Genomic DNA, 19,576 nt, shown 5'->3' on the forward strand with positions numbered 1-19,576 from the left:
AGGCGCTACTTGCGCGCCCGCAGCCGTTTGGGGGCTGCGGCCTCGGGTTCGGCGGCATCGCGCGTGGCCGCCTTGCGCGCCGGCATGGGCGTGACCTTGGCAGACGTCTTGCCGCCGGCTTTCGCCGCGGACTTGCCAGCGGGCTTGCTGCCGAGGCTGGCGCGCAGTGCGTCCATCAGGTCGATGACCTGGCCGCCGCCTGTCGGCCCATGCTCCTCGCGCGTGGAAGCGACGATCTTGCGGCCTTTGACCTTCTCTTCGATGGCAGCCAGCACCCGGTCCTTCTCCTCGTCGTGGAACAGCGCCGGCTCGAAGCTGTCCGCCGCGATCTGCTCCACCAGCTGCAGGGCCAGCTGCAGCTCCGGCTTGGAGATGCTGGCCTTGGGGATGTCGAGGTCGGCCAGCGAGCGCACCTCGGCGGCATAGCGCAGCTGTTGCAGGATCAGCCCGTCATCATTGGCGCGCACCTGCACCACGTACTGCCTGGCCTTCCAGGACCACTTGGCCAGCGCGCAGCGGCCTGAGCGGCGCAAGGCTTCGGCAAGCAGGGCGTAGGGCTTGTCGCCGCGCTTGTCCGGCGCGAGCAGATAGCTCTTGTCGTAGAACAGCGGGTCGATGGAAGCCAGCGGCACGAAACTGACGATCTCGATGACATGGCTGCTGCCCTCTTCCAGCGCCTTGAGCTCCTCCGGCGTGAAGAGCACGAACTGGTTGTCCTCGACCTCGTAGCCCTTGACCATATCCTTGCGCTCGACAACCTTCTTCGTGCGCTCGTTGACGTATTGCTGCTTGAGACGCGCGCCGTCCTTGGCCAACAGGTTGAAGCGGATGTCAGCGCCCGCCTCGGTAGCTGAGAACAGGCGCACGGGCACGTTGACCAGGCCGAAACTCAGGGTCAGGGAAGCGATAGAGCGGGCGGATGTGGCCATGGAATCTCCTGTGCCCCGACAAGCTACGCCGACCGGCCTGCGGCGGGTCAGGGAACAGCGCCGCATCGCTGTGTAGGACGCCGGGACGCGTCGCGTCGCCAGGGCAAGCAGGCTCATGTTGCCGCCGTCATGAAGCGCTGCGGCAGCGTCGTTCCGGGGCGGGCACGCCAATTGCCGGGAGCGGTGCCGCACCTTCTTCAGCCCGGACCCCCGACATGAGCGACTGCCGTTTCCCGACCTCCGCCCTTGCCGAGCCCAAGGTGCGCCCATGAGCTATGCACCCTATGCCTTGAGCGGTCTGACGCTGCGCGACCTGCAGCGGCCGGCGCCGGCCCGCGCGCCACTGCGGCCCTGCCTCTTCGTCGACAAGGACGGCACCCTCGTCGAGGGCGCACCCCACAACGCCGACCCCCTGCAGCTGCGCTTCATGCCCGGCGCTGGCGAGGCCCTGGCCAGGCTGCAACGCGCGGGGCTGGCCCTGGTCATCGTCACCAACCAGAGCGGCCTGGCGCACGGCCGCTTCACCAGGGCGGATTTCGCGCGCCTGCAGCAGGTCCTGCTGCAACGGCTGCAGCAGGAGTTCGGCGTGCGCATCGAGGGCGTGGAAGTCTGCCCCCACGCACCCGACGATGAAGGCCGCCCGGCCTGCCTGTGCCACATACCGGCACCCGGCATGCTGATCCGCGCCGCCCACCGCCACGGCCTGGACCTGGCGCGCTCCTGGATGGTGGGCGACAGGCTGGATGACGTCGAGGCCGGCCACCGCGCAGGCTGCCAGGGCCTGCTCTTCGACAGTGGCGGCGAGACTGTCTGGCGTCGTTCACCCCTGCGGGAGCCCGACGCGCGCTTCTTCGACTGGCCCGCGCTGGCCGACTATGTCGAGAAGCTCGCCACCGCCCGCCTGCCCTCTTTCGCGTCAGCCCCGGGCAGCGTCATGCAGCCGCAGGCGACGCCTGATGTGGCCTGGCATCGGCCCGACTGAGCCGGCGCGAACCAGAACGCTCAGGCCGCCTGCGGGCGCAAGGCATGGCGCGTGATGTGGGCGATGGGAACGCCGACATAGAAGATGTGCGACAGCAGGCCGCTGACGATGTTCCATCCGTGCGGAAGCTGCCAGCCGTTGACCGCTGACAGCGGGACGACGACGTAGACCATCGCCACCCAGGTGAGCAGGCCGTAGACGCTGCCCCACAGCCAGGGGCTCGTCGTCAGCGCGCCCAACCGCAACGCCGCAGCCATGAAGACCGCAGCCATCGCCGTGGTCAGGCAGAAGTGGAACAGCAGCCCCAACCCTGCCATCGCCACGCCGCCCTGCAAGGCGGAGGCACCCAGCAGCCCGCTGGCGATGTATTTCAGGATGCCTTCGACGGTGGCGCCCTGCGCCGCATAGCTCGCGAACGCCGCCACGATGTCCAGGGCACCGGCCACCAGGCCGGCAACAACGACGGCAACGCTCTTGCGCATGGATCTTCCAATCGGTCGAAAAGCGCGAAGGGTGGTCGATTTGCCGCCCGCGGATGCCTAGCACCAACCCTCATTGATCAACCGCGGTGCGCCCACTACGGCCTGGTGGCTCCTGGCTCTAGCCCTGTTCAGCCAGGAAGATCTCCACGCGGCGGTTCGCGGCACGGCCGGCCTCGGTGTCGTTGCCGGCCACCGGCTCGTGCGAGCCGCGCCCCGCCACGTTGACTCTCGAACTCGACACGCCGCGGGCCGACAGATAGTCGCGCACGGCCGCGGCGCGTTCGCGCGACAGCGGCTCGTTGATGGCATCGCTGCCGGTGCTGTCGGTATGGCCGACGACAGTCACACGCACACCCGGGTCCAGGTTGCGCCCGATCTCGTCGAGCACCGGGCGCATCTGCGGTTTGATGTCGGCGCGGCCGGTGTCGAAGGACACGTCACTGGGCACGTTGAGCTTGAGGCGGTTGTCATCAGTGCGCGCGACCTCGACGCCGGTACCCTGGCTCGCCTGGGCCAGGGCGGCGCGCTTGTCCTCCATGCGCTTGGACCACAGGTTGCCGGCAACCGCGCCGACAGCGCCGCCAATGACGGCCCCACGCCCGGCGCTGCCGCCGGTCACCGAACCAATGATGGCGCCGGCCACAGCACCGGCCCCGGCACCTTTGGCGGTGCCTTGTTCACGCTCGCTCATCGACGAGCAGCCAGCGGCCAGCAGGGCCGCCACGATCAGGGTGGCCGTCGCGCCGCTGCGCAACGGAATCTTGGAAGAACGCATGGTGTACCTCTCGACAGAAAAAGCGCCGCCGGACCCTGAGGTCCGGCGGCGGGGGCATGGCGTGCGGAGCAATCAGATCTTGCGCTGGTCGCGGGCGTCCTTGACGACCTCGCGGGCATCGCCCACGGCCTTCTGGACCTTGCCCTCGACCTGGGTCGCGGCGCCCTTGACCTGCTGCTCGGTGCTGCCAATGGCCTCGCCCAGCTTGCGTTGCGCCTTGCCCGCGATGTCCTTGACGCTGCCCTTGACTTGATCGGTGTTCATGGTGTGCTCCTTTGTGACGACCCCCGTGACGACTTGCCTAGGGGACTGGCGTCAGACTAACGAGCCAGGCAGTGCACCCGGGCCGGCCTGGGCCGGGTCGGCGGGTGGGTCCAGTCCTACGTCGCGGCTCAGCAAAGCCAGCGGGCCGCCCCATGGCGCGCCCGCTGACAACATCGACCAGGTCGGCTGCCGCTCTTCCTACGCGCCTGTCGCGCCTCGTCCGCTGTCCCACCGCTGCCGTTGCAGCGAAGCTTTGCCTACCCCACCTCACCGGAGATCATCATGGGCAAATATCTTCTCGCGTGGCTGCTCGGCGTCCCGGGCATCGTGCTGCTGCTGGTCTATCTCTTCTTCCATTGACCGACTGACTGCGGCGACGCGGGCCCGCCTGCGCCGGGCCCGCGGTCTTGCCCGCTGTCCGCCTCACCCAGGAGACCCTCATGTCGACCATCGCCGAAATCATGTCCACCCAGGTGCGCACCATCCAGCCGCAGGAAAGCCTGCGCCGTGCGGCGCAGTGCATGCAGGAACTGGACGTCGGCGCCCTGCCCGTCTGCGACGGTGAACACCTGCTCGGCATGCTGACCGATCGCGACATCACGGTGCGCGGCATCGCCGACGGCCTCAATCCCGACCAGGCTTGCGTGTCCGACATCATGAGCCCCGAGGTTCAGACCTGCACCGCCGATCAGGATGCCGAGGACGCCAAGCGCCTGATGGGCGCCCGCCAGCTGCGCCGTCTGCCGGTAGTCGACAAGAACGGGCGCCTCGTCGGCATCGTGTCGCTGGGCGACCTGGCGGTGCGCGAGTCTGGTCACATCGACCGCGCCCTGCGCGAGATCTCCGCGCCCGGCGACGCCACGGCACCGCACTGAGGGCCGCTCAAGCCAGCGGCACGGCCGCGGCCATCTGCGCCGCAAATCCGCCGGGCATCTGTCGGGCATCTGGCTTGCCAGACCTGCGTATGAACACACGCTGCCTATTGCTGTTGGCCGCCGCGGCCCTCACTGCTTGCGGCGAGAGCGCCCGCCTGCCACAGGGTGCTGACGTCGGCCCCCGGCCCACCCTGGTCGAACCGGTGCAGACCCTGGTGCCAACCGCCCACGTCGCCTCGACCCGCCCTTGGGCAGCCGGCGAGGCACCGATCGCCGCGCCAGGCCTGCAGGCCCAAGCCTTCGCCAGCGGGCTGGAGCACCCACGCTGGCTGCATGTGCTGCCCAACGGCGACGTGCTCGTGGCCGAGACGAACGCGCCGCCACGGCCGGACGAAGGCAAGGGGTTCAAGGGCTGGGTGATGAAGAAGCTGATGGCCAAGGCCGGTTCAGCCACGCCCAGCGCCAACCGCGTCACGCTGCTGCGCGACGCCGACGGCGACGGCCGCGCCGAGGTCAGGACCGTCTTCCTGCAAGACCTGAACTCGCCCTTCGGCATGGCCCTGGTTGGTGATCGCTTCTACGTGGCCAACACCGATGCGGTCTGGGAATACAGCTACATGCCTGGTCAGACGAGCCTGAGCGGCCCCGGCCGCAAGCTGACCGACCTGCCCGCCGGCACGCGCAACCACCACTGGACCAAGAGCCTCATCGCCAGCCCCGACGGCAGCAAGCTCTACGCGACGGTCGGCTCCAACAGCAATGTGGCCGAGCATGGCATCGAGGCCGAGGAAGGTCGCGCCGCCATCTGGGAGATCGACCGCAGCAGCGGCGCCAAACGCCTCTTCGCCACCGGCCTGCGCAATCCCAACGGCATGGCCTGGATGGCCGCGCCCGGCGGCGCACCGGTGCTGTGGACCGTGGCCAATGAACGCGACGAGCTCGGCAGTGACCTGGTGCCCGACTACCTGACCTCGGTGCGCGATGGCGGTTTTTACGGCTGGCCCTACAGCTGGTACGGCGCCCACGTGGACAGCCGCGCCCAGCCGCCACGACCCGATCTCGTCGCCAAAGCCCTCGTGCCCGACTATGCGTTGGGCGCTCACGTCGCCGCGCTGGGCCTGGCTGCTGCAGGAACCAGCCCCGTGCCCAAGCTGCTTCCCGGTGGCCCGTCCGAAGGCGTCTTCGTCGGCCTGCACGGCTCCTGGAACCGCAAGCCCTTCGCCGGTTACAAGGTCGTCTACGTCCCCTTTGCAAACGGGCATCCGCAGGGCCTGCCCGTGGACGTGCTGACGGGATTTCTGAGCGCAGAGGGCGAGGCCCGCGGCCGCCCGGTCGGCGTGGCCGTCGATGCTCGCGGCGCGCTGCTGGTAGCCGATGACGTGGGCAATGCCATCTGGCGCGTGGCGCCGCGCTAAGTCATCTCAGCGGGTGCATTCGGGCCGAGCGCCGGGCCGCTCCCAAGCCGGCCCGCTTAGGCGATGTGCGCGCCGGTCAACCCGGCACGCATCGCCGTCCCCTTGGGGGACCGGCTGGGCACGCCCGAGTTCAGCAGGGCGAGACCGGACGAGGGGCGTGTCAAGCCACGCGTCGACGGCGGTCCACCGCCTCGATCTTCAGCATCTGGCGGTACTTGGTGACGGTGCGCCGCGCCACCACCAGGCCCTGCTGGGCCAGTTGACGCGTGATCTCGGCATCCGACAGCGGCGCATCCGGGCTCTCGGCCTCGATGATGTCCTTGATGAGGCCGCGGATCGCCGTGCCGGAGCAGGCGCTGCCATTGGCACTGATCATGGCGCGGCTGAAGAAGTACTTCAGCTCCAGCACGCCCACCGGCGTGGCCATGTATTTATTGTTGGTCACACGCGAGACGGTGCTTTCGTGGATGCCCACTTCCTCAGCGATCTCGCGCAGGCCCAGCGGCTTCATCGCCATGGCACCGTAGTCCAGGAAGTTGTGCTGGCGCCTGACGATGGCCTCGGCCACGTCCAGGATGGTCGAGAAGCGCTGCTCGACATTGCGCAGCGTCCAGCGCGCCTCCTGCAGGTGGGCACCGAGCTCGGCGTTGGCCGCCGTGCGGTGGCGCTGGAAGAGCTGGGCATAGACCTGGTTCAGCCTGACGCGGGGCACGATGGCCGGGTTGAGCTGCACGGTCCAATGGCCGCGCACCTTCTTCACGATCACGTCGGGCACGACATACGGCACCTGCGTGGAGCCGAAGCGCCAGCCCGGCCGCGGGTCCAGGCGGCGGATGCGGTCGCAGACCGCCTCGACGCACGCCGGCGACTCGCCCAACTGGCGCGCCAGCGAAGCCACGTCGCGCGCCGCGAGCGCCGGCAGGTGGTTGGTGACGATGTCTTGGGCCAGGGCCCGCGTGTCGGCGCAGTCGATGCCGGGCAGCTGCAGCAGCAGGCACTCGCCGACGTCGCGCGCCGCCACGCCCGCCGGGTCCAGCGACTGCACAAGCCTCAGCGCGAACTGCATCTCCTGCAACTCGGGTGCCGGCTCCAGGCCGGTGACGTCGATCAGCTCCTCCAGCGGCGTGCGCAGATAGCCGTCGTCGTCCAACGACTCGACGATGGTGCGCGCCAGTGCAAGGTCACGATCGGACAGCGGCAGCACGTTCAGTTGTCCGTGCAGATGCGTCGCCAGCGAGGTTTCGACGGCCATCATGTCGAGCGCACTGAGTTCGCCGTCCTCGGCGCGGCGCTGCCCGGCACTGTCGGTCGCCCACAGGTCCCGGTCACTGCCATCCTCGGGCCCGCCGCTGGTGTCGGGATCGTTGGCCGCAGCCGGCAGCTCGGTGCCGGCATCGGCCGAAACACCCTCCTCCATCAGGCTGGAAAGGGCCGACGGTTGCTCCATCGGGCCGGCCTCGGTGCCGGTAGCCAGCGGCAGCGCCGTGCTGCCCTCCCCGTCACCGGCCTCGCCCTCCTCGGCCTCGAGGAAAGGGTTGCGGCCCAGGGTGTCTCTGAGCATCGCAGCAAAGTCGAGCGAGGACATCTGCAGCAGACGCACTGCATGCTGGAGTCGGGGGGACAGGGTCTGGGTCTGCCGGTGGTCGGCACGGAGGTCCATGGAGGGCACGGGTGCTCCTGTTGGCAACGTCGCTTTTGCCGCGCCGTGCGTGGACGGCGCGCGGGAACTTCAGTCAATGCAACCTCCGTGCCGGCGAGCGTTGCTTGTCGCATCCCGAAACAGTTTGGCGCCGCCCCCAGGGAATAGCGGCGCATGGCAAGCGTGAAGCCCATGGAACGCCCCGCCCACGGCGCCGCGCCGCTGCAAGATTTACCGGGGCGGCCTCCCCGAACGGGCAATTTCGGCAAAGCGTGCCGCCTGATACGGCATGTTCGACGCCGGCCGCTGCAGCCCTTTTCGCCTTTCAACCCAGCGCAGGCACAGCCCTTGCCCTTGGCCGGCGCGAGATCCCTCGCAATAGGAGAACGCATGAAGAAGATCCTCATCGTCTCGATGGTCGCGCTGGCCACCCTCGGCACCAGCGGCTGCGCGGTCACCAGCGGCCAGAGCACCGTGGGCCAGTATGTCGACGATGCCACCGTCGCGACCCGCGTGAAGGCGCGCTTCGCCGAAGACAGCCAGGTCAGCGCCATGCGCATCCAGGTCGAGGCACTCAAGGGCACCGTGCAGCTCGCCGGCTTCGCCACTTCGCAGGCCGAGAAAGATCGCGCCGGCCAGCTCGCCCGCAGCACGCCCGACGTGAAGGAAGTGCGCAACAACATCATCGTGCGCCCTCCGGAGAAGTGAGCGCCATGCAGACCCCAGCCACGGCGGCCGCCAGGGTGACTCCACACTAGGTCGGGGACCCCATGACGGCGCCTGATCCGCGACTCGAGCCGTCCCAACCGCCGCGCAGCGCCTGGGCTTTGCGCGGCATTTTTTTTGTCGCCCTGGTTTTCGCCGTGCGCGAGGCCCGGCCGCTGCTGGCGCCGGTGCTGATCGCCGTCATGCTGACCTTCGCGCTGGCGCCTGCCGTGCGCTGGCTCCACGGCCGCGGCGTGCCGCCCTCCATTGGCGCCCTGCTGCTGGTGCTGGCGCTGCTGCTGTCCACCGTGTCCGTGGCCAGCAGCCTGGCGCGCCCGGCCGCCAGTTGGTGGCAGGCCGCGCCCACCACCGTCGCCCAGCTGCTGGAGCAGTTGGAGAAGCTGCGGGCCGCCATTCCGGGCTTGAACCCGCCGCAGCCCGCCACGCGGCTCGGACGGGTGGCGGCGACACCGGCATCGGACCCTTTGAAGGAAAGGTTGGCCACCGAAGGCGTGGCCCTGACCGGCCTGGTGCTGACACGGGGCCTGTCCTTCCTGCTGGCAGCCGCGGCCACGGTCATCCTGACCTATTTCCTGCTCGCTTCCGAGCAATGGTTGCTGTCCCGCAGCATCGAGGCCTTGCCGCGCCGGCGCACCCGCGCGCTGCTGCTGGGTGGCGTGCGCGCAGCCCAGCGCGACATCAGCCACTACCTCGCCGCCGTTGGCATCATCAACGCGGTCGTGGGCGTCATCCTGGCCCTGGTGCTGTGGCTGCTGGGCCTGCCCAACCCGACGCTGTGGGGCTGCATCGCCGCGCTGCTGTGCTTCATTCCCTACCTCGGCCCGATGGCGCTGATGGTGCTGCTGCTGCTCGCCGGCATCGCAACCTTCGAGACGGGGCCGGAAATCTTCGGCCCCACGCTGTCCTTCATGGCCATCCATGCGGTGGAAAGCAACATCGTCAGCCCGGTCATCGTCGGGCGCCGGCTGTCGCTGAGTACTGTGTCGGTCTTCCTGTCGGTGCTGTTCTGGGGTTGGCTGTGGGGCATCGTCGGCGCCCTCATCGCCGTGCCGCTGCTGATCGGGCTGCGCAGCCTTTGCCAGCGCCGGCGGGGCCTGGCGCTGCTGCGGCGTTTCCTGGAGGGCGACCGGCACGCACCGTCGCCGTCGCTGGGCTCGCTGCTGCGCGGGCCGCCATCGAAATCCCGCTCACGCAAGCACTACACCTAGGGGCGGCGGCTCAGCCGCACGCAGTCGGGCACGCCAATTGCCAAGGCGGCCTGATACTTCTTCGTGGCCGGCGCGGGCCACAGCGCTATGGTTGCGTCCGTGCAATCCGCTCACGCCTGCCGCACCTGGACCCGCCATGCCGGTCACCATTCGTTCCCGCTTGCTGTTGCTCGTGCTGTCGGTGCTGCTGCCCGGCATGCTGGGCGTCGCCTGGCTCATTGCCAGCATCTACGAGACCGAACGCGACGCGCATGAGCGCACGCTGCGCGACACGACCCGCGCGCTGTCCCTGCTGGTCGACGGCGAGCTGTCGCGCCGCGCGGCCATCGCCCAGGTGCTGGCGCAGTCACCCGCGCTGGACGGCCCCGGGCCGCTGCGCGAGGAGAGCCGCCTGGCCTTCGAGCGCCTGGCCCGGCGAGCCATGCAGGGGCTGAGCGGCTGGGTTGAGCTGAGGGCACCGGGCAAGCTGCTGCTGAGCACCCGGCCGGGCGACGGCGCCAGCGCCGAATCCAGCGCGCCTGAGGCGCTGAGTGCCACCCCCGTCATGCTGCCGCTGCAACCCGTTGCGCCCACTCCCACGGGCGTGCCCCCGGAGCCGCATGCCGCCTGGGTGGAGCCGGTGACCCGCGACGGCCGCCTGGTCTACAACCTGGTCGTCACGGTGCGGCCCTCGGAGCTGCAGCGCGTCCTGCAGGCGCAGTCGCCGCATCCGGGCTGGATAGGCGCTGTCATGGACAGCAGCGGCCGCCTCGTGGCCCGGCTGCCCGGCGGCGCGGCCTATGTCGGCCGCGAGGGCCGCGCCGACCWGCGTCAGCGCATGGCGGCGGCGCGCGAAGGCGGCTTCGAATCGATCTCGCTGGACGGCCGCGCCACGGCGGGCTACTTCAGCACCTCGGCGCTCGGCTGGAGTTATGTCAGCGCCATGCCGCGCGAGGAATTCGCCGGCCGCGTGCCCCAGGCCGTGCAACGCGTGGCGGTGGGCGCGCTGGCACTGCTGGCCCTGGCCATGGCCGGCGCCATCTGGGTGTCCCGCCGCATCGAGCGGCCGATAGGCGCTCTCAAGCGCCTCGCCCAGGACCTGCAGGCCGGCCGGCCGGTGCAGGCCGCCCCGACCGGCATGGCCGAGTGCGACGAGGTGGCCGAGGCCCTGGCCAGCGCGGCGCGCGACATGGAGACCAGCCGCGCCGAGCTGGAACTCAGCGTGGCCCAGGCCGTGGAGCGCACGCGCCATGTCGAGCAGCGGGGCGCCCAGAGCCAGCGCGTCGTCGCCCTGGGCCGGCTCACCGGCGGCGTGGCGCACGAGTTCAACAACCTGCTGGGCGTCATCAGCAACAGCATGCACCTGATGCAGCGCCACCCCAGCGCCGCCGAGCTGCAGGGGCCGCTGCGCGCCACGCAGCGCTCGGTCGACAAGGGCAGCGCGCTGACCCAGCATCTGCTGCGCTTTTCCGGCCGCCGGCCGGTGCGGGTGCAGACCCTGTCGCTGGCCCGCTACCTGCCCGAGGTGCAGGAGCTGATGCGCAGCGTGCTCGGGCGGCGCATCGAGATCCAGGTGCAGGTGGCGGCCAACGTCTGGCCGGTGCGGGTGGACGCCAATGAACTGGATCTGGCCCTCGTCAACCTGGCATTGAACGCCCACGACGCGATGCCGACGGGCGGCGAGCTGCGGCTGCGGGCCAGCAATGCCGAGGCGCACGACAAGGAAGGCCTGCCGCCGGGGGACTATGTGCTGCTGACCGTGGGGGACGACGGCATGGGGCTGGATCCGTCCCTGGTCGAGCATGCCTTCGAGCCCTTCTTCACGACCAAGGGCGTGGGCCAGGGCAGCGGCCTGGGCCTGAGCCAGGTCCATGGTTTCGCGACCCAGGCCGGCGGCACCGCGCGCCTGGCCAGCACGCCGGGCGTGGGTACCACGGTGTCGCTGCTGCTGCCGGTGGCGAGCAACGCCCAGGACAACCAGATGCCGGCCTTTGCCGACACGGCCCCGCAGAGCATTGCCGGCGCCACGGTGCTGCTGGTCGAGGATGACGAGGCCCTGGGTGACGTGACGGCGGCACTGCTGATGGCCCATGGTGCCCGCGTGTTGCGCGCCGCCGAGGTGGGCGCCGCCCTGCGCCTGCTGGACGACGGGGCCGGGGCGGATGTGGTGCTGAGCGACGTCGTCATGCCCGGCGCCATGGACGGGGTCGCGCTGGCGCGCCGGCTGCGCGAGCACCGCCCGCGCCTGCCGGTGGTGCTGATCACCGGCTTCAACAACTCGGCCATTGGCGAAGGCGAGTTCATCACCCTGCACAAGCCCTGCGCGCCGGCCGAGCTGCTGGCCGCGCTGCAGGCGGCCCTCGCGGCGGCACGCATCGCCCACCCGCCGCCCACGGCCGGCCACACGCCGTAACGACAACTCAGCCACCGCGGCAGGCGCGGGCATGCCAAATGCCGATGCCAGGGCTGGACGCACGGTATGCCTGCGGACGGCCGGCGCGTCTTCATCGAACCCTGAAAGGATCTGCCATGAGCAACGACGACATCATCGACACACTGAACGACCTGATCGAAACCTGCAAGGACGGTGAATACGGTTTCCACGCCTCAGCGGAATACCTGAAGGACCCGGCAATCAAGCAGTCCTTTGAGCGCCGCGCCGAGGAGTGCCGCCAGGCTGCAACCGAACTGCAGTCGCAGGTCGTGCGCCTGGGCGGCAAGGCCGAGGACAGCGGCACCGCCGCCGGTGCAATGCACCGCGGCTGGGTGGCCGTGAAGGGCACGCTGGCCGGCTACACCGACAAGGCCATCCTCGAGGAGACCGAGCGCGGTGAGGACAGCGCGATGAGCGCCTATCGCAAGGCGCTGGAAGAGGCCCTGCCGCCCGATGTGCGCATGCTCGTGGAGCGCCAGTACGAAGGCGTGAAGCGCAACCACCTGCAGGTGCGCACGCTGCGCGACCAGGCCCGCGCCGCCGTCTGAGCGTGAAGCCGCCCTAGCTTCGGCCGGGGCGGTGCGAGGATTCGGCATCGGCATCGCCGGGCCGCTCCTCGCTGTCGGTTTGCGCCGGCGCGGCCTTGGTGGCGCGCTGGCGAGGCTTGGCAGGGGTGTTGACCCGGCTGGCCTCACCCTCCTGCTCCTCCTCCTCTTCATCTTCATCGTCCTCGTCGTCCTCGCTTTGCGGCGCTTCGTCGATGGCCGTGAGCAACGCTTCGGTGTCATCGGCTTCGCCCGGCGTGAAGACGCGGTCCACGCCGATGTCGGCGCCGTCGCGCACCCCCGTCTCGCCTTCGCTGGACGGCAGCGATTCGCCCAGCGGCAAGGGCGCCACCTGATCGTCGCGCAGGGCCACGTCGACGGGCAGGCCGGGGTCGGTGCCGTCGTCTTCACCGTCCATGCCCGCCACGTCGCTGCCGCTGTCCGAGCTGTCGCTGGGCCCCAGGCTCGCCTTGTCGCGGCCGGCGGGCTCGGCCGCGGCGGAATCGATACCTAGCAGGCTGCTGCGTGCCATGAAAACCTCCGGCTGTGAAACGCGGGACGGCCCCGCACCCATCGCAGGCAAGGCGTGTGCCGCCGTGCCCGCGGATCAGCCAGCGTCGTAAAAGCGCAGCTTTCCCACCACGAAGCCGCGATCCCGCGCGAGCTGCACCAGCGTCTGGCGGCGCTGCGCGACCAGCGTCGGTCGGCGTGACAGCAGCCACAGCGCGTCCCGCCCGGTGCTGCCAATCAGCGCCTCGTCATAAGTCGGATCGACATGCAGCACGCCATGCTCGAGCCAGGCCAGCGGCAGCCAGCGCAACGCCTCGGGCCAGTGGCTGATCCTGAGCCGGGCGCCATGGCCGCCTGGCACCGGCTCCACCAAGGCCTCGCTGCCGTGGGTGCCATTGCCGTCGACCCGGCGTTCCAGCAGATCCAGCCGCCCGTCGTCGCGCGGCAGCAGGCCGAACTCCGGCGGCTGCAACGCCGGCGCACCGTGCGCCTTCAATTCACCGACCACGAACCAGCGGCCGCTGAGCTGCGCCAGGTCGACCTCGCCAACGGTGGCCAGTGGCTCGGCCCGATGCGTGCCGAGCAAGGTCTCGACCAGCGGCAGCCCCAGCGTCACGAAGCTGCTCGCCGCAGCGGGGCTGACGCGGCCGCGCCAGCGCTCGGGCAGCAACGGCCAGGCCAGGCCAAGCAGGCGCAGCCAGGGAATGTTCCGCAGCGCGCTGGCGGGGCGCGGCGTTGCGGGCTCGGCGTGAGGGCGCCGGCGCAACGCCAGCAGCGCCGCAACGGCGAGCAGCGCGCCACCCACCGGCAGCAGCAGCTTCCTGGGTTGCAAGCGGTGGCGCAGCTGGCCCGTGAGACCTTCGACACCCGCGTGCAGCCTGGCCTCGCGCGCCATCAGCCGGTGCTCGACATCCAGGATGCGGGCATCGATATCGGGTTCAGGCAGCGGCGCGTTCATCGCTGGCCTCATTGGGTTGCGGGTCGGGAGCCAGCATCAGGTGGCGCCGCGTTGCGGGCAGGCGCAACCTGGGCAGCAGGCTGCGCACGCGTTGCAGCGCCAGCACGATGGCCAGCCCGTTGACGGCGATGGCCAGCAGCAGGGCCACCTCCAGCGGCAGCCCGGCCGCGACCAGCAGGCGGATGACGCCGGCCCACAGCACCAGCCAGGCCGTCACACCGAGGATGGCCACGGCCACCATCAGTGCAACGATCTGGGCCAGCGCCTGGACCGCGCGTTGCAGCTCCAGCGACAGCAACTCGACCCGGTCGCTGACCAGGCCAGGCAACTCGCGCCACAGCGACTGCAGTTGCTCCAGCAGTGGGGCGGGCTGGTCTTGCGGTGAGTCGGCCAAGGCCGCCTCAGCGGGCGAGCCGGGCAACCAGCACGCCGACGGCCAGGGCCGTCGCGATGGCGGCCAGCGGATGCTCGCGCACGGTGCTGCGCAGGCTCTCGGCCCATTCATCGCCCAGGTCGCGCGCATCGCTGGCGCGCTGGCTCAGCGATTCGCTAGCGGCCTGCACGCCGTCCTGCAAACGCTGCACGGCGGGGGCAGCCGTCTCGGCCACGCGGTCGATGGCGCTGTGCGCACCTTGCACAACGCGGTTCAGCACGTCGTGACCGACGGCTGCGCCCTTGTCGACGGCGTCACCGGCCTTCGCGGCTGTGTCGTTGACGACGGCTGCGGCAGGCGCGGGCGTGGCGGGCGAGACCGACGAGGTCGGGAAGGGCGTATTGGCAGTGGTGGTGGCCATGGTGGTCCTTGGGGTTGGAAAGCGGGTGACGGTTCAGCGCAGGGTGCCGCGGCGGATCAGGTTGACGATCGCCAGCAGCACGACCGCGCCCAGCAGGGACACGACGAGAGCACCCAGGCTGAGAGCGTCTTGATTGATGCTCGGAATGCCGACCATGGGCGAGATCAACCAGCCGCCAATGGCTGCGCCGACGATGCCAACCAGGACATTGAGGATGACGCCCTGTTCGCCGTCGGTGCGCATCAGCAGGCTGGCAATCCAGCCGATGATGCCCCCGGAGATGAGCCAGACAATCAGATTCATGATGTGCTCCTGGTCGAGGTGAAGTCACCGGCATCAGGCAAACGGGGTGCCGCTCGCGCGTTGCGCGCGGTGGAAGAACTTGCAGCAGGGCTTGCCAGCCGCGTGCTCAGATGGCGCCGACGCTGCCGGTCACGGGCAGCACGATGCCGGTGATGTAGCCAGCACACACTGGCGCGGCGAGGAAGACATAGGCCGGCGACAGCTCCTCCGGCTGGGCGGCGCGCTTCAGGTCGGTCTGCTTGCCGAACTCGGCCACCTTGTCGGCGGGCGAATCGGCCGGATTCAGTGGCGTCCACACCGGCCCCGGCGCGACGGCATTGACGCGGATACCGCGCTCGATGAGGTTGCTGGCCAGGGACTTGGTCAGCGCATGGATGGCGCCCTTGGTGGCCGAGTAGTCGATGAGCTTGGCGCTGCCCCGCAGGCCGGTCGTCGAGCCGGTGTTGATGATGGAGCCGCCTGCCTTCAGATGCGGCAGCACCGCGCGGGCCATGCGCAGATAGCCACCGATGTTGGTGTCCAGCGTCTCCATGATGCGTTCGTCGTCGAGATCCTCCAGCGAGGAGGCGTGCTCCTGAAAGGCGGCGTTGTTGACGAGCACGTCGATCTTGCCGAAGCGCTCCATGACCTGGTCGACGGCGTCCTCACACCAGCGGCTGTCCTTCACGTCGCCCTGCAGCAGCAGGCATTGGCGGCCTTCGGCCTCGATGCAGCGGCGGGTCTCCTCGGCGTCCTCAGTGGAGGAGTGGTAGGCCACGGCCACGTCGGCGCCCTCGCGCGCGAACAGCACCGCCACGGCGCGGCCGATGCCGGAGTCGGCGCCCGTGATGAGGGCGACGAAGTCCTGCAGCTTGCCGCTGCCGCGGTAGTCGGGTGCCAGGAAGCGCGGCGCGAGTTCGAGGTCGGCCTCCCGTCCGGGCTTTTGCAGATGCTGGGCGGGCAGGGTTTCGGGCTGCTTGCGGGCGCCAGCCTGCATGGCGCCGCTCTCTTCTTCCTTCTTGCCCTGCTTGGCTTGCCCGGCATCGGCCTGGTCCTGGCGCTTCTGGATGGCGCGCTGGGTCTGGAGGGTCTTGTCGACTGTCGTCATCGTGGGTCCTTCTTCTTCAACTGGGCCGCTTCGGTTTCCTTGCCCGAGGGCGTCTGCGCATCCAGGCCGCGGTCCGGCGATTCGGCGACCTGGGCGATGTTGCCGGGCCGCTCGATGAGCTCTTCGATGATGAAGTGGCCATAGTGCTGGGCGCGCTCGGCGCCGCAGCCCTGGGCGGCCCGGGCCACCTGGATGGCCTGGTCGTCATTGGCGACACGGACAACCAGCCAGTGGTAGCCCTTGGCGGCGAGCGCGCGGTGGGCGAGCACGAGATTCATCTCCTGTCCCACCGAGGCGAGCGGGCTGGCGTGGGCGATGTCCTCGTCGATCTGCCTGAGCATCTCCTGGTCGCTGTAGTGGCGCACCGCGCCGTCAGGCAGGCCGAAGTCGGCCATGGCCTGGCCGGCGCGGGCGGCCTGGCCCGCCTCGGGGAATGAAATGACGACGTGGCCGACCGGCTTGAAGACGCCGAAGCTGCGCGGCGCGTCGGTGGTGGCGGCGGAAGTGGACATAGATGGGCCCTGGTTGGCGAGAGCCCGTCAGTGGCAAGGGCGGTGCCCGGCTTGCATCGCGGCGCCGGGCACGCGGATTGCCACCAGGCCTGAGCTTTCATTCCGGAGGACCCATGCCCAGCCCAGCCCGCCGACCCGTTCTCTATGTCGAGGACCACCCGGTCAATGCGCTGTTGATGGCCGCGATTCTGGAAAGACGGCCTCAGCTGGAGCTCCTCGTCGCCACCACGGGCGAAGAGGCGCTTTGCATGGCGGCCGGCCTGCACCCCGCCCTGCTGCTGCTCGACCTGGGCCTGCCCGATTGCCACGGCAGCCGGTTGCTCGGCCTGCTGCGGGCGCTGCCTGGCTGCGAGTCGGTGCCAGCCGTGGCCGTGACGGCCGACGTCAACTTCCCGGTCGAGGACTGGGGCTTCTGCGAACTGTGGCCCAAGCCGCTGAATGTCGACGAGGTGCTGGCTCGCCTGGATGCGCGGGTGGGTACCCATCCCTCGCCGCCGCCGCAGTTGCCTGAGCTGCACACCCGGCCGGCACCGGTCGCACTGGCGCCGCACTGGCGCTGAGAGCTGCCGCGGGCACTGCCATGCCCGCATGACGCAACCGTCTTCACGGCCCGCGGACGGCACCGCGCTCCGCGCCGCGGCCGCAACTAAGGCCTGGCAGCGGCCCCGCGCCGGGGCCGCTGCCCGGGCGCGAAAAATGCGCACAGCAGTGGGCGGCCCAACCTCATGACCGGGCACCTTGCACGACGCGATGCACCAGGTGCAGCTTGCGCACCGCCTGCGCCGACAGCACGAAGGGATAGAAGTCGGCCACGCCCATGCTGCGTGACAGCTCGTTGAGCACGCCGGTCAGTTCCATCCAGCTGTTGATGAGCTGCAGAAAACCGGCATCCGCCACCAGGTTGGCGTCGAAGCGTTCGTAGTTCAACTCCACGCGCTCGCCATCCAGGCCGAAGCTGCGGGCCGTGTCCAGCGTGTCGACCAGGTGCAGGTAGTGCGCCCAGGTCTCGGCCCAATCCTCCCAGGGGTGGGCGCTGGCGTAGGCGCTGACGAAACGCTGGCCCCAGTCGGGGGGCGCGCCGTTGGCGTAGTGGCGCTGGAGCGCCTGGCCATAGTCCTCGCGCTCGTCGCCGAAGAGCTCGCGCCAGGCGGGCAGCCAGTCCGTCGGCTCGACGAGGCGCTGCCAGTAGTAGTGGCCGGTCTCGTGGCGCAGATGGCCCAGCAGCGTGCGGTAGGGCTCGCCGAGCTGGTGGCGCCGGGCCTCGCGGCGCGCGTCGTCGGCCTCGGACACGTCCAGCGTGATGACGCCGTCGGCATGGCCGGTGATGACGGCCGGGCCTTCGGGTGGCGCCAGCAGCAGGTCAAAGGCCAGGCCCTCCTCGGCATCCTCGGCGCGCGACAGCACCGGCAGGCCCAGGCCGATCAACGACGACACCAGGCGGCGCTTGGCCGCTTCGATGCGCCCCCACCAAAGGCCGGCTTCGGGCTGGGACAGGTCCGGCACGGTACGCGTCAGCCGGCAACAGCGGCACAGCGTCAAGCCGGCCATCACTTCCGTGACGTCCAGCAGCCAGTTGCATGCGGCCGCGCTGTCCAGGTTGGCGCAGCGCGCGTAGCGGGGCGCGCGGCGTGCCGGCACGCCGGCCTCGCGCCAGCCGCCGCGGCCTGAGCGCGGTGCCGCCTCCAGCGCCAGCAACTGGCCCCGAGCGGGGGCATAACCCAGTGGCCGGTGGCAGGCCAGGCATTCGCTGTTGCGGAAGAACACCGGCCGGCCGCAGGCGCAGCTGAACGCCCGCGGCGTCGTCGGCGATGGCACGGCGTGCCGCGTGGCAGCAACGGAGCTCACCAGGCGCTCCAGCACAGCATCAGGCCAGCCGTTACGCGCAGGTCCAGCTCGGCGCTGCGCAGGCGATCGGCATCAAGCCAGGGCGGCATAGCGCGGCACGGTCCGGGCGGCCGCAGCCAGTTGCAGCAGCTGCTGCTCGAAGCGGCGCTGCACGCTGCCCCAGTCGGCCTGGAGGGCGTCCAGCCGCGCTTCCATGCGCAGCAGGCCGTCGGGCGCGGAGGCATCCAGGGCGCGGGTGGCCGCATCCAGGAAGGCATCGGCGGCGTCCAGGCCCTGGCAGACCGGTGCCAGGCAGCCACTGACACCGTCGCGCACATGCTGGGCGGCGGCGCCGGTGTCGAACGCGGCGACGGCCAGGCCGCTGGCCAGGGCTTCGAGCGTCACATTGCCGAAGGTCTCGGTCTGGCTGGGAAAGAGGAAGACGTCGGCGCTGGCGTAGTGGCGGGCCAGCGCGAGGCCCGTCTGCATGCCGACGAAGCGCGCCGTCGAGTGAGTGCGCTCAAGCTTCGCGCGCAGCGGGCCGTCGCCGACCACCACCATGCGCAGCCCCGGACGGCGGGCGCTCAGGCGCTCGAAGGTCTGCAACGCCAGGCTCGCGTTCTTCTCCGGCGCCAGCCGGCCGACATAGAGCATGACGCGGTGATCGTTGCCGATGCGCCATTCGCGGCGCAACCGCAGGTCGCGGCGATCAGGCGAGAACAGCTTGGCGTCGACGCCCCGGCCAAGCACCCGCAGGCGCTCGAAGCCGTGGGCGGCGAGTTCACGCTGCAGCTCCGTGGTCGGCACGAAGTTGAGGTCGGCCATGCCGTGCAGGCGCTTCAGATAGCCCAGCACGACGGTCTCCAGCCAGCCCAGGCCGTAGTGGCCGCAATAGGCGTGGAAGTTGGTGCGGAAGTCGGCGCTGCGGGGAACGCCCTCGGCGTGCGCAGCGCGCAGCGCGGCCCAGCCCAGCGGGCCGGGGGTCGTCACATGCACGACATCGGGCGGACCGCCGCATTCGCGCCACAGCGCACGCAGCCCCGCCGACGTGGCCAAGCCGTAGCGCAGCTCGGGATACATCGGGATGGGACCGCCGCCGCAGCGCCATTCGCGCTCGTCACGGCGGGCCGCTTCACCCGGCTGGCGCGGCCGGATCAGCTGCACCTCGTGCCCGACGTCGCGCAGATGCCGCAGGGCGCGCTCGGCCGTCAGGGCCACGCCGTTGATCTCCGGCGGGAAGGTCTCGGTGACATAGGCGATGCGCACGACGCTTCACTCCGGCTGTTGCATTCCGCCGTCATGGCAAGTGGAATGCCCGCCCCTTCCTGGCCCTTG

22 protein-coding genes are annotated in these 19,576 nt (G+C 70.2%); 8 read left to right on the plus strand and 14 right to left on the minus strand.

From position 1 onward, the window contains the following. Positions 1-5: 5 nt before the first annotated feature. Positions 6-929, minus strand: a complete 924-nt coding sequence (ku, locus tag ACXJKM_RS19210; RefSeq protein ID WP_457354399.1) for a non-homologous end joining protein Ku — start codon at positions 927-929, stop codon at positions 6-8. Between the two features lie 268 nt (positions 930-1,197). On the opposite strand from ku, the gene ACXJKM_RS19215 reads away from it, so the two are divergent. Next, a complete protein-coding gene (locus ACXJKM_RS19215; RefSeq protein ID WP_457354400.1) occupies positions 1,198-1,911 on the plus strand; it encodes a D-glycero-alpha-D-manno-heptose-1,7-bisphosphate 7-phosphatase in 714 nt (237 codons plus the stop codon). A 20-nt stretch (positions 1,912-1,931) separates the two neighbouring features. Here the strand turns inward: ACXJKM_RS19215 and ACXJKM_RS19220 are convergent, their stop codons facing one another. The 3 genes from ACXJKM_RS19220 to ACXJKM_RS19230 all read right to left on the minus strand — a co-directional run bounded on the left by ACXJKM_RS19220 (position 1,932) and on the right by ACXJKM_RS19230 (position 3,432). Beyond that, a complete protein-coding gene (locus ACXJKM_RS19220; RefSeq protein ID WP_457354402.1) occupies positions 1,932-2,393 on the minus strand; it encodes a hypothetical protein in 462 nt (153 codons plus the stop codon). 118 nt (positions 2,394-2,511) lie between these two features. Beyond that, complete coding sequence (locus ACXJKM_RS19225) at positions 2,512-3,168, minus strand: OmpA family protein (protein ID WP_457354404.1); 657 nt, start codon at positions 3,166-3,168, stop codon at positions 2,512-2,514. A gap of 72 nt (positions 3,169-3,240) precedes the next feature. Beyond that, positions 3,241-3,432, minus strand: a complete 192-nt coding sequence (locus tag ACXJKM_RS19230) for a CsbD family protein (protein WP_056198702.1) — start codon at positions 3,430-3,432, stop codon at positions 3,241-3,243. A 440-nt stretch (positions 3,433-3,872) separates the two neighbouring features. On the opposite strand from ACXJKM_RS19230, the gene ACXJKM_RS19235 reads away from it, so the two are divergent. After that, a complete protein-coding gene (locus ACXJKM_RS19235; protein ID WP_457354406.1) occupies positions 3,873-4,307 on the plus strand; it encodes a CBS domain-containing protein in 435 nt (144 codons plus the stop codon). Between the two features lie 89 nt (positions 4,308-4,396). After that, positions 4,397-5,722 (plus strand): PQQ-dependent sugar dehydrogenase, encoded by a 1,326-nt coding sequence (locus tag ACXJKM_RS19240; RefSeq protein WP_457354408.1) that lies wholly within the window; start codon positions 4,397-4,399, stop codon positions 5,720-5,722. A gap of 160 nt (positions 5,723-5,882) precedes the next feature. Here the strand turns inward: ACXJKM_RS19240 and rpoN are convergent, their stop codons facing one another. Further along, positions 5,883-7,382 (minus strand): RNA polymerase factor sigma-54, encoded by a 1,500-nt coding sequence (gene rpoN, locus ACXJKM_RS19245; RefSeq protein ID WP_457354562.1) that lies wholly within the window; start codon positions 7,380-7,382, stop codon positions 5,883-5,885. A 369-nt stretch (positions 7,383-7,751) separates the two neighbouring features. Between rpoN and ACXJKM_RS19250 the strand changes: the two genes are divergently transcribed. The 4 genes from ACXJKM_RS19250 (at position 7,752) to ACXJKM_RS19265 (ending at position 12,256) form a co-directional block, all read left to right on the plus strand. Then, positions 7,752-8,069 carry a BON domain-containing protein gene (locus ACXJKM_RS19250; protein WP_056198716.1) on the plus strand — a complete coding sequence of 106 codons (318 nt, stop codon included), beginning with the start codon at positions 7,752-7,754 and terminating at the stop codon, positions 8,067-8,069. Positions 8,070-8,131: 62 nt separating this feature from the next. Continuing rightward, the gene (locus tag ACXJKM_RS19255) at positions 8,132-9,295 is read left to right on the plus strand and encodes an AI-2E family transporter (RefSeq protein WP_457354410.1); all 1,164 of its coding nucleotides are present in this window, start codon (positions 8,132-8,134) and stop codon (positions 9,293-9,295) included. A gap of 136 nt (positions 9,296-9,431) precedes the next feature. Then, the gene (locus tag ACXJKM_RS19260; RefSeq protein ID WP_457354412.1) at positions 9,432-11,687 is read left to right on the plus strand and encodes an ATP-binding protein; all 2,256 of its coding nucleotides are present in this window, start codon (positions 9,432-9,434) and stop codon (positions 11,685-11,687) included. Between the two features lie 116 nt (positions 11,688-11,803). Beyond that, positions 11,804-12,256: a PA2169 family four-helix-bundle protein gene (locus ACXJKM_RS19265; RefSeq protein WP_457320671.1), complete on the plus strand. Its 453-nt coding sequence runs from the start codon at positions 11,804-11,806 to the stop codon at positions 12,254-12,256. Positions 12,257-12,269: 13 nt separating this feature from the next. On the opposite strand, the gene ACXJKM_RS19270 is transcribed toward ACXJKM_RS19265, so the two are convergent. The 7 genes from ACXJKM_RS19270 to ACXJKM_RS19300 form a co-directional block, all read right to left on the minus strand. Next, positions 12,270-12,785, minus strand: a complete 516-nt coding sequence (locus tag ACXJKM_RS19270; RefSeq protein ID WP_457354414.1) for a hypothetical protein — start codon at positions 12,783-12,785, stop codon at positions 12,270-12,272. A gap of 75 nt (positions 12,786-12,860) precedes the next feature. Beyond that, positions 12,861-13,721 (minus strand): lipocalin family protein, encoded by an 861-nt coding sequence (locus ACXJKM_RS19275; protein ID WP_457354416.1) that lies wholly within the window; start codon positions 13,719-13,721, stop codon positions 12,861-12,863. Further along, positions 13,702-14,115, minus strand: a complete 414-nt coding sequence (locus tag ACXJKM_RS19280; RefSeq protein WP_457354418.1) for a phage holin family protein — start codon at positions 14,113-14,115, stop codon at positions 13,702-13,704. The genes ACXJKM_RS19275 and ACXJKM_RS19280 overlap by 20 nt, the downstream gene beginning before the upstream one ends. A gap of 7 nt (positions 14,116-14,122) precedes the next feature. Then, positions 14,123-14,515 (minus strand): DUF883 family protein, encoded by a 393-nt coding sequence (locus tag ACXJKM_RS19285; protein ID WP_457354420.1) that lies wholly within the window; start codon positions 14,513-14,515, stop codon positions 14,123-14,125. A 33-nt stretch (positions 14,516-14,548) separates the two neighbouring features. Then, entirely contained in the window at positions 14,549-14,818 is a 270-nt protein-coding gene (locus ACXJKM_RS19290; protein ID WP_056198742.1) for a GlsB/YeaQ/YmgE family stress response membrane protein, read from the minus strand. A 106-nt stretch (positions 14,819-14,924) separates the two neighbouring features. Beyond that, positions 14,925-15,905 (minus strand): SDR family oxidoreductase, encoded by a 981-nt coding sequence (locus tag ACXJKM_RS19295; protein ID WP_457354422.1) that lies wholly within the window; start codon positions 15,903-15,905, stop codon positions 14,925-14,927. Then, positions 15,902-16,417: a hypothetical protein gene (locus ACXJKM_RS19300; RefSeq protein ID WP_056198747.1), complete on the minus strand. Its 516-nt coding sequence runs from the start codon at positions 16,415-16,417 to the stop codon at positions 15,902-15,904. The genes ACXJKM_RS19295 and ACXJKM_RS19300 overlap by 4 nt, the downstream gene beginning before the upstream one ends. Positions 16,418-16,530: 113 nt before the next feature. Between ACXJKM_RS19300 and ACXJKM_RS19305 the strand changes: the two genes are divergently transcribed. Then, positions 16,531-16,977: a response regulator gene (locus ACXJKM_RS19305; RefSeq protein WP_056198749.1), complete on the plus strand. Its 447-nt coding sequence runs from the start codon at positions 16,531-16,533 to the stop codon at positions 16,975-16,977. A 163-nt stretch (positions 16,978-17,140) separates the two neighbouring features. Here the strand turns inward: ACXJKM_RS19305 and ACXJKM_RS19310 are convergent, their stop codons facing one another. After that, complete coding sequence (locus ACXJKM_RS19310; protein ID WP_457354425.1) at positions 17,141-18,262, minus strand: zinc-binding metallopeptidase family protein; 1,122 nt, start codon at positions 18,260-18,262, stop codon at positions 17,141-17,143. Positions 18,263-18,334: 72 nt separating this feature from the next. After that, a complete protein-coding gene (locus ACXJKM_RS19315; RefSeq protein ID WP_457354427.1) occupies positions 18,335-19,507 on the minus strand; it encodes a glycosyltransferase family 4 protein in 1,173 nt (390 codons plus the stop codon). Between the last annotated feature and the right edge of the window lie 69 nt (positions 19,508-19,576).

The sequence above is a fragment of the Roseateles sp. P5_D6 genome (assembly GCF_054049415.1).